This is a genomic window from Meiothermus sp. CFH 77666 (genome assembly GCF_017497985.1).
Taxonomy (GTDB): Bacteria; Deinococcota; Deinococci; order Deinococcales; family Thermaceae; genus Meiothermus.
The window spans coordinates 36,300-48,785 of sequence record NZ_JAGDFV010000008.1 but is presented as its reverse complement, the minus strand read 5'-3'; the positions used below and the strand labels follow the sequence as shown (position 1 = coordinate 48,785).

The following is a 12,486-nucleotide window of genomic DNA, read 5'->3' as shown; positions in this document are numbered from 1 at the left end:
CTGGCCCCGATCAACGAGAATACAAACATGACCAAGATGCAGATTTCTCTCGAGGTGCAGGATGGGTAGCCTGAGCGCCAGAGCCCTCTGGACGGGGGTCTTCCTGATTCTGGTATCCACCCTGGCGGTGATGGGCTCCAAGCTTACCCCCACTGCCCTGATTCCAGGGGTGCTGGGCCTGGCTATCGCCCTGCTGGGCATCTGGGCCGACAAACGCCCTGCCCAGGCCCGGCTGGCGCTGAACCTGGCCCTGGGGCTGGCGGTGCTCGGCATGGTGGGCTCGTTGCGCAGCGTGCCCGACTTCATTACCCTGCTCACCGGGGGCACGGTGGAGCGCCCGGTAGCCACCCTGGCCCAGTTCGCTACGCTCTTCATCTGCCTGGGCTTTGCAGTGCGCTATTTTGTGGAGACCCGGCGCAAGGCCTAGAGCATCGGCAGCAGCAGGCGGGCCGGTTCTTCCTGGATAGCCTCGAGCCTTCCTCGCAAGGTGTAACCCTCGATTTCCTCCACCCGAACCCAGACGGTCTGACCCACTCGAGCCGCTCCGCCAAACTCGACCTCGTAGTAGTCCGGGGTGTGACCATAGGCCTTGCCCCCCCGGAAGCTCTCTACCAGTACCTCGACCCGCTGACCCAACAGGGGAAACATGCGTTCCTCGGCCAGCCTGCGGGCCAGAGCGCTCAGCTCGTGGTTGCGGCGCTTGCGTACCTCGATGGGCACCTGCGGCAACGAGGCCGCGCGGGTCTTGGGGCGGGGGGTATAGGTGAACACATGCACCCGGCTGGGACGAACCTCCTCCAGGAAGGCTAAGGTCTCCTGGTGCTCTTCCTCGGTCTCGGTGGGCAGGCCCGCAATCACGTCGGTGGTGAGGGCAAAGCCGGGAATCAGGTGGTAGGCCCGCTCCACCAGGTTGCGGTAGTAGGCTTTGTTGTAGCGGCGGCCCATCAGGGCCAACAGCCGGTCGGCACCGGTTTGCAGACTCAGGTGCAGGTGGGGGCGTACCTGTGGGGCAAAGCGCTGCATCACTCGAAGCAGCGCTTCCCCGGTATCCTCGGGCTCGATGGACGAGAGGCGCACCTTGGCGCCCAGCAGGGCCAGCTCCTCTACCAGCCCGGCAATCCCCTTAGGGTGGCCCTGGTAGGAGCCGAGTCGTACCCCGGTAAGCACGATCTCCTGCACCCCGGCTTCCAGCAAGGCCTCGGCTTCTTGCAGGGCGCTCTGGTGCTCGCGGTGGCGCTCACGCCCGCGCAAACGCGGGATGATGCAGTAGGCACACCCTGCATTGCAGCCGTCCTGCACCTTCACAAAGGCGCGCACGTAGTTGTTCAAAAGGCCCCGCTCCCCCGCCCCCCAGAACTCGTTGGGGGGGGTGGTGAGGGGGTCGGCGGGCAGGCCAAAGTGCTGCAAAATCAGGCCGGGCAGCTCAGCTTTACGGCGGTTGGGGATGACCGCATCGGCCCCCAGCAGGGCGAGCTGTTCGGGGGCCAGCTCGGCGTAGCAGCCCGTCACCACGATGAAGGCCTGGGGGTTGGCCCGGCGGGCTTTGCGCACCTCCTTGCGGGCATCGGCCTCGGCGCTGGTGGTAACGGCGCAGGTGTTGATGACCACCAGGTCGGCCCCGGCCTCGAGCGGCACCACCACCGGTTCCAAAGGCTTCAAGAGCCCCACCAGGGCATCCGATTCGACCTGGTTAACCTTGCAACCCAGGGTTTTGACCGCCAGCCGCACGCCTTCCACCAGGGGCATTGTGGAGCAAGCTCAGGCATCGGTCAAGACAAGATGTTTCAGGTCTTCTTCATCATCGTCATTGTCGTCGTTTTCAACCTCAATCTCAATCGGGCCATCCCGGTTTACTTTTACGATGGTGGCCTCGAGATCGTCGGGGGCAAACTCGCCGGTCTCGGTGCTGTGAGCCACCCGCAGCATCTGCTCTTCAATGAGCTCGAGCAGATCGGGCGTGACCGCCCGCAAGGTTACAGGAAGATTGTGGAAGATTCGTGGCTCCACAGGGTAGACCTCCTCCAGCACGTGCAAGGCTTCCAGCACATCGGCAGCCGAAACCAGGTTGCGCCCCACAGCGTTGCGTAGCAGCCCACCGGGCTCTTCTCCCGGCTCCAGAATGCTGGTGACAAACAGGTCAAACCCTTCCTCATGCCGGTGCACCCACAGCTTGAGCAGTTCCCTCAGCGTGGGGGTCTGCCCGACCAGAATCTGATCGGGTTGCAAATCGTAGAGAGCCTCAGCGAGCCTCCGCATAGCACCTACTGTAGGCGAAACCCCTTCCACGCCGCGGGCTTGTGGCCGTTAACTGCGCTTTGGGCGTAACACACCTGCCGGATGGTTTTACCGGCCTCCTTCTCCGTCAAGGCCCTAAATAGCACTTCCTTTGGCTCATCAATTCTTGGGCGGAGCCCTGCTAGGTTGCCTCCGGGAATTTGTAAGGTTAGTGCCCTTCCCGGGGTTTGGCGTTAGCATGGGCTCGTGCTGACCCTCCAAGACATCCGGGCCGCTGCCCGGCGCATTGCCCCCTACATCCACCGCACCCCGGTCTTCACCAGTCAGGGGCTCGACCAGCGACTGGGCAAAAAGCTCTTCTTCAAGGCCGAGCACCTGCAAAAAACCGGCAGTTTCAAGGCCAGGGGTGCGCTCAACGCCGCACTCCAGTTGCAAAACCCCAAGGGCCTCATCGCCGTTTCGTCGGGCAATCACGCCCAGGGGGTGGCCTATGCGGCTCAGGTGATTGGGGTTCCGGCGCTGGTGGTGATGCCCGAGGATGCCTCCCCCACCAAAAAAGCCGCCACCCGCGCCTATGGGGCCGAGGTCTACGACCGGGGCGTGACGGTGGAAAACCGCGAACAGGTGGTGCGCGAGCTGGCCGAGGAGACCGGCTACGAGCTCATCCACCCCTTCGACGATTTTCGGGTTATGGCGGGGCAGGGTACCCAGGCTCTGGAACTCTTAGAGCAGGTGCCTGCTTTGGACGCAGTGCTGGTCGCGGTGGGTGGAGGTGGGCTCATCTCCGGCATTGCCACCGTTGTCAAAACCCTGCGGCCCGAGGTGGCCGTAATTGGGGTGGAGCCCGAAGGCGCCAACGATGCCCAGCAGAGCCTTCAGGTGGGGGTGCGGGTCAAGTTGATGCAGGCCCCCAAAACGGTGGCCGACGGGGTTCGTACCCTGGTTATTGGAGAGAGAACCTTTCCGGTCATGCAAAACCATGTAGATCGCATCCTGACCGTGCCCGATGAGGTGACCCTGCAAGCCCAGCGCCTGATGATGGAACGCCTCAAGCAGGTAGTAGAGCCCACCGCCGGGCTGGCCCTGGGGCCGGTGCTGATGAACTACGACCTGCCCGAGCGCCTGGCGGTGATCGTGTGCGGCGGTAACTGGATGCCGTAAAAGGCAGTTTCACCTCGAGGGTCGAGGGTCAAGGGCCAAGATGGTAACGAATCGGGCCAGCCACCCGAAACGTTGAAGCCATAGGCACAAGGGTCAACCTGCACGAAAAGCAGCTCATTCCAGGAAGGCATCACTTGCCTAATGAGGAACCGCTACGCACAGAATGACAGCTTTTACATCTCTCCTTGCTTTCAGCTTTTAGCTATCGGCTATTCGCAATGCGCTATCGGCTTTCTTAGGGACTTTTATCGCCGCCATCTCGGCGTAGCCTAGAGGCATGGACACCGCCCAAACACACGTACCGAGCGACCTCGAGATTGCCCGCCAGGCCAGACCCAAACCCATCGAGGAAATAGCCGCCAGCCTGGGCATTCCTGCTCAGGCGCTTTTTCACTACGGGCCCCACATGGCCAAAGTGCTTGCCACACCGCCCGCGCCCAAAGGAAAGCTGATTCTGGTCACGGCCATGACCCCCACCCCGGCGGGCGAGGGCAAAACCACCATTGCTATCGGCCTGACAGAAGCCCTGGGTAAGCTGGGGAAAAAGGTGGCGGTGGCCCTGCGGGAACCCTCGCTGGGGCCGGTGTTTGGCATCAAGGGCGGGGCCACCGGCGGCGGGTACGCGCAGGTGCTGCCCATGGAGGAGATCAACCTGCATTTCACTGGCGACTTTCACGCTGTTACCAGCGCGGTGAACCTGCTCTCGGCCATGGTGGACAACCACCTGCACCAGGGCAATGCGCTGGGGCTGGACGCGCGCCGCATCGAGGTCAAGCGGGCCCTGGACATGAACGACCGGGCCCTGCGGCAGGTGGTTGTGGGGCTGGGCGGCCCCGGCCAGGGCGTGCCCCGCGAGGCTGGCTTCGAGATTACCGTGGCCAGCGAGGTAATGGCCATCATGAGCCTGGCCGATAGCCTGTCCGATCTGCAACAAAGGCTGGGCCGTATCCGCATCGGCTACAACCAGGCCGGGCAGCCGGTCTATGCCCGCGACCTGGGGGCCGAGGGGGCCATGACGGCGCTGCTCAAGCAGGCCTTCTACCCCAACCTGGTGCAGACCCTGGAACACCAGCCGGCCTTCGTGCACATGGGGCCTTTTGGCAACATCGCCCACGGCACCAACTCGGTGGTGGCCACCCGGATGGCCCTGGGCTACGCCGACTACGTGGTCACCGAGGCCGGGTTTGGCTCCGACCTGGGAGCCGAGAAGTACATCAACCTGGTCTGCCGCCGGGCCGGCTTCGCGCCCCAGGCAGTGGTGCTGGTGGCGACCATGCGGGCCCTGCGCTTTCATGGGGGGCAGGACGAGTACACCCGGCCCGACCTCGAGGCCGTGCGCCAGGGGCTTCCCAACCTGGCCAAGCACATCGAAAATGTGCGGCTGCTGGGCTACCAGCCGGTGCTGGCCTTCAACCGCTTCCCTACCGATGCCCCGCAGGAGCTCCAGCTTGTGCGGGCCTTTGCCGAGGCGCAGGGGGTGCGGGTCTCCTTCAGCGAGGTGCACGCCAGGGGGGGTGCGGGGGGCCTCGAGCTGGCCCAGATGGTGCTGGAAGCCCTGGAAAACCCCGGCCAGCCCCGCTTCACCTACGGCCTGGAACAACCCCTGGAAGAAAAAATCGCCCGCATCGCCCAGCAGGTCTACGGAGCCGCCAAAGTCGAGTACACCCAGGAGGCCCGCAAAGCCCTGAAGCGGCTGGAGAAGGAAGGGTGTAGCCAGATGCCGGTTATCATCGCCAAAGCGGCAGGCTCCCTTTCCGACAACCCCAGGCTGCGGGGCTGCCCCGAGGGCTTCAGCGTCACCGTGACCGACCTCAAGCCCAAGTGCGGGGCCGGTTTCGTGGTGGCCTACATGGGCGAGATCATGACCATGCCGGGGCTGCCCAAAGAACCCGCCGCCATCCGGATTGGGCTGGACGAAGAGGGGCGGATTAGGGGCCTGTTCTAGCGCAACAAACGCTCCAGAATGCCCCGCACCACCTGCCCGGTCTGGGCCAGGAGCACCGGGTCGGCAAGGGTGTCGGTAGGGCGGTGGTAGTTGGGGTCGAGGCCCCGGAAGAAGAAGAGCACCGGCACCCCGGCCTGGGCAAAGGGCACGTGGTCGCTGCCCCCGCCCGGTGCGCTACCGCAGGCCACCTGGAGGGCGTTGCAGTCGGCCAGGGCCCGCAGTTCGTTGCTGCCCCCGATGCCCAGGCTGCCGTTGACGTCCACCCCCACCATATCCAGGTTGAGCATGGCCTTGAGGCCTCGCACCAGCTCGGGGTTCTGCTCCACGAAGCGCCTCGAGCCCCACAGCCCGTCCTCCTCGCCGTCGAAGAACATGAACCAGATGCGCTCGGAAAGGGGGCTGGCGGCAAGCTGGCGGGCCAGCTCGAGCACCGTCACGGTCCCCGAGGCATTGTCGTTGGCCCCAGGACTTCCGGGCACCGAGTCGTAGTGTGCGCCCACAATGGCCAGGGGGTTCTGGCTGCCCCGTTTGGCGATCACGTTGCGCCCCTGGACTTCCTCGGTCACGATGCGCACGTCCAGCATAGCCCGGGCCCCGGCCTGGTTGAATAGCGCCTCGCCGTCGCTACGGGAGAGGGTCACGCCCGGGATGGGGCTGCTGCCACCAAAGGTGAAGCGGGTGCTGCTGGGTTCCTCGGTGACCAGGATAATGGCCAGGGCGCCGCGTTCGGCGGCCAACTGGGCCTTCTCGAGGCCCGGAATCCCCCCTCGGCGCACCACCGCAATGCGGCCTTGCAGGTTCAGGCCCGCAAAGTCGGCGGCCAGACCCGCCCCCGGCACCACCGCCAGCAGCCCCTCCACCCGCCGACCAGGGCTGCCCGATACGCTATTTACAGGGAAAGAAGTGCTGCCCACCACCAGGCTCGAGCCCTGGTCGCGGGTACGGCTGTAGGTGAAGGGGAAAAACTCCACTGTGTAACCCGCCTTGCGAAGCTCGGCGGCCAAATACTCGCCCGCCGCCGCCACCGCCGGGGTTCCCGCCACCCGCGGCCCCTGGGACTGCAGGGCTTGCAGGTCGGCCTGCATCCGCTCGGTGGAAAAGGCCTGCACCAGCGCCAGCAGCCCCAAAGCCACCAGCCCTAAGACTGCCCTGGAAAGCAAGTTTCTGCTCATGTTCCAATCTTGCCATCCGGCACATGAGTTGGATGGGTTCTAACTACCCCACGGGAAGCTCCCTAACGCCACCGACCTGGAACGATGATTTTTTACGTCCGAATCAGCCTCTGCGCTTCCCGCGGGGCCCCGGTTGGCAGTTTCAATGGCAGGCCGAGATTTAGATAATGCCTGTGCTCCAAGGGTTCACCAGGCCCCGGCTAACGTCATAGACCATCGTCTGTAGCCTATGGTCAATAGTCGATGGACTATGGACTATAGACCATGGACTATCGGCTCTTATTAGCCATCACCGCGCATTCCACAGCTTGCGGGTGGTGATGATCTGGCCGGCGTGGTGCTGGGCATGGGCGGCGATGTGGTCGAGCACGTACACCGCCGGCGCCTCGTAGGGGCCAACCCGCACCGTGCGCTGTAGATCCTGGTCGCCCAGCAAGCGCAGAGCGGCCCGCACCTTTTCCAGGTTCTGCGAAAACTCGGCCAGCACCGCCTTGGGATCCTGGCCGGTGGGAACGAGTTCCTCGGGAGCACGTACGCGCAGGGGCTCGGGTATCTCCTGGCCCGTTCCGCGCAGCAGCAGGCGGTATGAGGCTCCTCCGATGTGGCGTATCAGCCCACCGATAGCGTTGGCCTCCGGAGCAGGCACCCACCAGAAACCCTCTACTGGCAGGTCTGCGGCCCACTTCTGAACGGTCTCTTCTACTTCTTCCAGGTTACGCAGCCAGACCGAGACCAGCCAGTGTACGCCGTCTATCTTGCCCCGCAAAAAGGGAGGTGCGCTCGAGCTTTGCATGGGCTTTATTCTAGCCCCTGTATAATCGGCCCGTGCAGCCCCTACCAGCCCAGGCACGTGCGCCCTTTCTGGACGCTCTGCGGAGGCTGGCCCTGGTGGGCATTCTGGCGGTGAACCTCGAGCTTCTGGCCGGAGTGGGCATGTACGCGGCCCTGCACGGGGTTTCTTCCGGCTACACGCTGGGACGGGAGATTCTGGCCTTTTTCTTTAGCGGCAAGTTTTATACCATTTTCTCCATCCTGTTTGGGCTGGGGCTGGCCTTGCAGTACCGGCGCTTTTCCGAAGCCGGTCTGGATGCTTTAGGGCTGCTACGCCGCCGCCTGGGCTGGCTTTTGGGACTGGGGGCTTTGCACGGGGTTTTCCTGTTCGAAGGCGATATTCTGGCCACATACGCGCTGGTAGGGCTATTCGCCCTGCGCTATCTGAAACAACCCCCGCCGCCCGGCCTGGCCGTAGGGTTTCTGGGCGGGGGGTATGGCATTTATCTCGTTATCGTCTGGCTCACCCGGAATACCGAGGTTTGGAGTGGGCTGTACAGCAACGAAATTTTTCGCACCGGTAGCTACTGGGCAGTAACCTCGGAGCGCCTTTTCAACTGGTTGGGGGGCACCCTAGCCGGTACCTTGATCCAGGGGGTCGAGCTTCTGGGCCTGTTTGTGCTCGGGATGTACCTGGCCCCCCGCTGGCAGGCGCTGGGCCCGGCCACGCTCTGGCGGGTGGTGGCGGTGGGGCTTCTGATCGGGGTTCCGGCCAACCTCTATAACGCAGCCCACCCCGACCTTCAACCTTTGCGCGGGCTGGGGGGGCTGGCCTTTGCCCTGGTGTACATGGCCCTGTTTCGCCTGCTGTGGCCCCGGCTGGGCTGGCTGCACAACTTACAGTACGCAGGCCGGATGCCCCTCAGCAACTACCTGCTCCAGTCTCTGGTGATGAGCACGGTCTTCTATGGCTATGGCCTGGGGCTGTATGGGCAGGTGAACCCGCTTTGGTTTCCAGCGCTTGCCGTGGGCTTTGTGGCGTTTCAGACAGCCCTCAGCCGATGGTGGCTGGCGCGTTTTGGGCAGGGGCCGCTCGAGCGCCTCTGGCGGAGCTTCACGTACCGTTCGGGCCCTCTGGCGTAGGCCCCACCCGCCAGCAGTGAAAATCGTCGCAGAACAGGGTGCGATCTACATCGGTTTGGTGCCGCGCACACCAGCCGTTAATATCCATATATTCCTCATCGTCGTAAATCGGTTTGAAGTAGCGGCAATGGTCGCAGATGGGGCGGCAATCGTCTCCACAAAAAACCATGCTCAGTACCGTTTGCTAACCTTCACTGCGGTGCCCGAGGCGGTCACCATGAGCATGTTGCCCTGCCCAACGGTCTCGTAGTCCACGTCAATCCCAATCACCGCATCGGCCCCGCGGGCCAGGGCGGCCTGCTCGAGCTCGTCCAGGGCAATCTCGCGGGCTTTGCGCAGTTCGGCCTCGTAGGCCCCGCTCCGGCCCCCCACAATGTCGCGCACCGAGGCCAGCAGGTCGCGGAAGATGTTGGCCCCCACAATGGCCTCGCCAAAGACCACATCCAGGTATTCGGTAATCTGGTAGCCCTCGAGCTGGCTCGAGGTCGTAAGGATCATCTTGCGTCGCACAGCAACCTCCTTCGACCATCATAGGGTCAAACCACCCGGCGCAAGCAACGCTCAACACCCCACCCATGTAGCACTTCAGCCCGAACTGCCAGGCTTTTTCCCTGCAAGCCATCAGGCTTTTATCGTTTTCCACTTTCCCTCTCCCCTTGCGGGAGAGGGTGGCGACAGCGCTGGCTAGTTGAGTGCTCCTTTTGCCAAATACAACATATTCTGGCGGTAACCGCTGTCGCCGGGTGAGGGGTTGCAGCGACGATACGCAGGCAGATGATAAGAGCCTGTGCAAGCCATCTGCCATTGACCATCGGCCACCCACATTTTGGATATAATCCACCCAACATGAAAGTGGCCCTCTTCATCACCTGCCTGGCCGACCAGTTCTTCGCCGAGGCCGGGGTGGCGGCGGTAAGGCTCCTGCGCCACCTGGGCTGCACGGTGGAGTTCCCCGAGGGCCAGACCTGCTGCGGCCAGCCCGCCTACAACGCCGGCTACTGGGCCGAGGCCCGCCAGGTGGCCGAGCATACCCTGGGGGTACTCGAGAGGGCAGACTACGTGGTGCTGCCCTCCGGCTCCTGCACCACCATGCTGCGAACCTTCTACCCCGAGCTTTTCCGCGAGCAGCCCCGCCGGTTTGCCCAGGCCGAGGCCCTGAGCCAGAAAACCTACGAGCTTGCGGAGTTCATCGTCAAGGTGCTGGGGGTCAGCCATCTGGGCCAGGGTCTGAAGGGCCGGCGCATCGCCTACCACCACGGCTGCCACGCCCTGCGCGAGCTCGGCATCAAACAAGAACCCCTCACGCTCCTGCGCAATGCCGGCGCCGAAATTGTGGACTGGGCTGCCGCCGAGGAATGCTGTGGCTTTGGCGGGTTGTTCTCGGTCAAGTTGCCCGAAGTGGCCCTGAGCATGGCCGACCGCAAGCTCTCTACCCTGCCCCCCACCAGCCAGATAGACTTCCTGACCAGCGCCGATGGCGGCTGCATGCTCCACCTGAGCGGGCGCATCGAGAACCGGGGTCTGGGCCTGCCGGTCAGGCCGCTGGCCTCGGTGCTCTGGGAGGCCGCGCAATGAAGGTCGCCGCCAACCAGTACCCCCAGGAAGCCGCTCGAGTGCTGCGCGAGGAGCCCCAGGTGCGCGAATCGGTCACGGGGGCTACCCTGAACTTCGATAGCAAAAGACGGCAGGCCTATGCCGAGGTGGACGCCGAAACCTGGCGGCACTGGGCCGAAAGCGTCAAGAACCACGTGCTCTCCAACCTGGACAGGTACCTGCTGGAAGCCGAGGCCAGCCTCCAGAAAAACGGCGTACAGGTGCACTGGGCCGAGGACGCCGACGATGCCCGGCGCATTGTGGCCGATATTGCCCGCGCGGGCCAGGTCAGGAAGGTGGTCAAGGCCAAGACCATGGTCTCGGAGGAGCTTGCCATCAACCCCATGCTCGAGGGGATGGGGGTGGAGGTGCTCGAGACCGACCTCGGCGAGTACATCATCCAGCTATTACAACAGCCGCCCTCGCACATCGTGGGCCCGGCCATTCACCTGAACCTGGCGCAAATCCGCCAGCTTTTCCACGAGCGCTTTCAGACCCCGCCCGATGCCTCCCCCGAACACCTCGCGGCAGTGGCCCGCCAGCTCCTGCGTGAAGGCTTTCTGAAGGCCGATATGGGCATCTCGGGGGGCAATTTTGTGGTCGCCGAGACCGGCACCCTGGCCCTGATCGAAAACGAAGGGAACATAAGGCTCTCCACCTCGGCCCCGCGCATCCACGTGGCACTGGTGGGCATCGAAAAACTCCTGCCCCGCTTCACCGACCTGGCGGTTTTCCTCTCGCTCACCGCTCGCGCCGCCACCGGGCAGCGGCTGGGCACTTTTGTCTCGCTGATCCAGGGCCCCAGGCAGCCGGGCGAGCCGGACGGCCCCGAGGAAGTCCATGTGGTCTTTGTGGACAACGGACGCAGCAGCGTGCTGGCCGACCCCGAAGCCTGGGAGACCCTGCGCTGCCTGCGCTGCGCGGCCTGCCTGAACGCCTGTCCGGTCTACCGCCAGACCGGCGGCCACGCCTACGGCTATGTGTATAGCGGCCCCATCGGGGCTATTCTCTCCCCTGGGCTTTTGGGCCTCGAGGAAACCAAGCCCCTCCCCTACGCCTCCTCGCTGTGCGGGGCCTGTTTCCAGGCCTGCCCGGTGCGGATTCCCATCCCCAAACTCCTGCTCACCTGGCGCAACCGGGCGGTGCAGGAGGGGCTCTCCCCCAGGCTCGAGGCCGCCGCCATCAAGGGCTATGCCCTGGCCATGACCCAGCCCTGGGCCTACCGCCTGGCCTCCAAGGCCCTGCGCCTGTTGCCCGAAAAAGCCCTGGACAACACCGTGGTGCCGGTCATCAAAGCCTGGACGGAAGGCCGGGCGGGTTTGAAGCCCAGCCCCAAGAGCTTTCGGCAGATGTGGGAAGATGGAGAAGTGTAGGTGAAAGTCGATAGTCTATGGTCTATAGCCTATGGTCTAGTGCTTGTATTGATACCAAAAGAGCCCTGGGCTTCAGATTTCCCATAAATACCCCCGACCCGAGACCTGCGACCTGCGACCTGAGACCCCTATGACCCGCGCCAAAATCTGTGGCATCACCCGCCTCGAGGACGCCCTCCTGGCCGAGGCGCTGGGGGCCTGGGCTTTGGGCTTTATCCTGGCCCCCGGCACCAAGCGCTACCTCGAGGCCGAACAAATCCGCCCCATTTCGGAAGCGCTGGGGCCTTTTGTGGTGCGGGTGGGGGTGTTTGTGGACACACCCCCCGAGATCGTTCTGGCGCAGATGCAGACCGCCCGGCTCCAGGTGGCCCAGCTTCACGGGAGCGAACCCCCTGAGTGGGCCGCCCAGATCCGCCGGTTCTATCCGGTTATCAAGGCGTTTAGGCTCTCGGGGCCCGCCCGGCCCGACTGGCTTTCGTACCCGGCGGACGCGCTCCTGGTGGACGGAGTAAGCCCCGGCAGCGGGCAAGGCTATCCGCTGGACTGGCTGGCGCCCCTCAGGCCCCACCCCCGGCTGATTGTGGCCGGGGGCCTGACCCCCCACAACCTGCAACCCGTGCTGGAGCTGAAACCCTACGCGGTGGACGTGAGCAGTGGCGTGGAGGCCGCGCCCCGCCTCAAAGACCCCCTCAAGCTGCGGCAGTTCCTGGCTCAGGTGGCCTCGAGCGGCACCAGCCGGAACCAGTAGACATAGCGGCGCTCGGCCTCCTCCAACCGGTACTCCACGCTTTCGACCCGGTACAGGCCCCGATCCTGCCAGCAGTTGGGCTTCTTGCGCTCGTAAACGCGCATGGGGGCCTGGGTGGCGAGGGCCTCGAGCAACACCCGGTTACCCTTCACCGGCTGTTGGTGGCCCCAAAGCCCCTCGCCCGGATACAGAATGGCGCCGTCGGGCAGGAAGCGGTTCCGGTAGCCCGACTCGCCCCGGTCTACCAGCAGGCTATGGGGCCCAATGCCCCGCAGAGTTTTATGTTGGGCAAGCACCTCTTTCCAGGTCATCATGCTTGACACCTTGTAGGCCAGCCGCTATTAT

The 12,486-nt window shown here is 64.3% G+C and carries 13 protein-coding genes; 7 read left to right on the top strand and 6 right to left on the bottom strand.

The window, feature by feature from the left end; translation table 11 throughout:
• Positions 1-61 precede the first annotated feature (61 nt).
• Positions 62-427: a hypothetical protein gene (locus J3L12_RS06050; RefSeq protein ID WP_208014148.1), complete on the top strand. Its 366-nt coding sequence runs from the start codon at positions 62-64 to the stop codon at positions 425-427.
• Here J3L12_RS06050 and J3L12_RS06045 read toward each other — a convergent pair.
• Entirely contained in the window at positions 424-1,728 is a 1,305-nt protein-coding gene (locus J3L12_RS06045) for a MiaB/RimO family radical SAM methylthiotransferase (RefSeq protein WP_208014212.1), read from the bottom strand. The two genes, J3L12_RS06050 and J3L12_RS06045, sit on opposite strands and share 4 nt — an antisense overlap.
• 30 nt (positions 1,729-1,758) lie before the next feature.
• Positions 1,759-2,256, bottom strand: coding sequence for a hypothetical protein (locus J3L12_RS06040; protein WP_208014147.1), 498 nt, complete (start codon positions 2,254-2,256; stop codon positions 1,759-1,761).
• Positions 2,257-2,481: 225 nt separating this feature from the next.
• On the opposite strand from J3L12_RS06040, the gene J3L12_RS06035 reads away from it, so the two are divergent.
• Entirely contained in the window at positions 2,482-3,396 is a 915-nt protein-coding gene (locus J3L12_RS06035) for a threonine/serine dehydratase (RefSeq protein WP_208014146.1), read from the top strand.
• Positions 3,397-3,673: 277 nt separating this feature from the next.
• On the top strand, positions 3,674-5,341 hold the full coding sequence (locus tag J3L12_RS06030; RefSeq protein ID WP_208014145.1) for a formate--tetrahydrofolate ligase: 1,668 nt from the start codon (positions 3,674-3,676) through the stop codon (positions 5,339-5,341).
• Here the strand turns inward: J3L12_RS06030 and J3L12_RS06025 are convergent.
• Positions 5,338-6,513 carry a M28 family metallopeptidase gene (locus tag J3L12_RS06025; protein WP_208014144.1) on the bottom strand — a complete coding sequence of 392 codons (1,176 nt, stop codon included), beginning with the start codon at positions 6,511-6,513 and terminating at the stop codon, positions 5,338-5,340. The two genes, J3L12_RS06030 and J3L12_RS06025, sit on opposite strands and share 4 nt — an antisense overlap.
• A 289-nt stretch (positions 6,514-6,802) precedes the next feature.
• Positions 6,803-7,306, bottom strand: a complete 504-nt coding sequence (locus tag J3L12_RS06020) for a DinB family protein (protein WP_208014143.1) — start codon at positions 7,304-7,306, stop codon at positions 6,803-6,805.
• 32 nt (positions 7,307-7,338) lie between these two features.
• Between J3L12_RS06020 and J3L12_RS06015 the strand changes: the two genes are divergently transcribed.
• Entirely contained in the window at positions 7,339-8,427 is a 1,089-nt protein-coding gene (locus J3L12_RS06015; protein WP_347708851.1) for a DUF418 domain-containing protein, read from the top strand.
• Between the two features lie 171 nt (positions 8,428-8,598).
• On the opposite strand, the gene J3L12_RS06010 is transcribed toward J3L12_RS06015, so the two are convergent.
• Positions 8,599-8,925, bottom strand: coding sequence for a heavy metal-binding domain-containing protein (locus tag J3L12_RS06010; RefSeq protein WP_208014210.1), 327 nt, complete (start codon positions 8,923-8,925; stop codon positions 8,599-8,601).
• A gap of 348 nt (positions 8,926-9,273) precedes the next feature.
• On the opposite strand from J3L12_RS06010, the gene J3L12_RS06005 reads away from it, so the two are divergent.
• The 3 genes from J3L12_RS06005 to J3L12_RS05995 all read left to right on the top strand — a co-directional run bounded on the left by J3L12_RS06005 (position 9,274) and on the right by J3L12_RS05995 (position 12,141).
• Positions 9,274-10,002: a (Fe-S)-binding protein gene (locus tag J3L12_RS06005; RefSeq protein ID WP_208014142.1), complete on the top strand. Its 729-nt coding sequence runs from the start codon at positions 9,274-9,276 to the stop codon at positions 10,000-10,002.
• Positions 9,999-11,393, top strand: coding sequence for a LutB/LldF family L-lactate oxidation iron-sulfur protein (locus J3L12_RS06000; RefSeq protein WP_208014141.1), 1,395 nt, complete (start codon positions 9,999-10,001; stop codon positions 11,391-11,393). Before J3L12_RS06005 ends, J3L12_RS06000 begins: the two co-directional genes overlap by 4 nt.
• Positions 11,394-11,523: 130 nt before the next feature.
• Complete coding sequence (locus tag J3L12_RS05995; RefSeq protein WP_208014140.1) at positions 11,524-12,141, top strand: phosphoribosylanthranilate isomerase; 618 nt, start codon at positions 11,524-11,526, stop codon at positions 12,139-12,141.
• Here the strand turns inward: J3L12_RS05995 and J3L12_RS05990 are convergent.
• Complete coding sequence (locus tag J3L12_RS05990) at positions 12,105-12,455, bottom strand: hypothetical protein (protein ID WP_208014139.1); 351 nt, start codon at positions 12,453-12,455, stop codon at positions 12,105-12,107. The genes J3L12_RS05995 and J3L12_RS05990 overlap by 37 nt on opposite strands.
• Between the last annotated feature and the right edge of the window lie 31 nt (positions 12,456-12,486).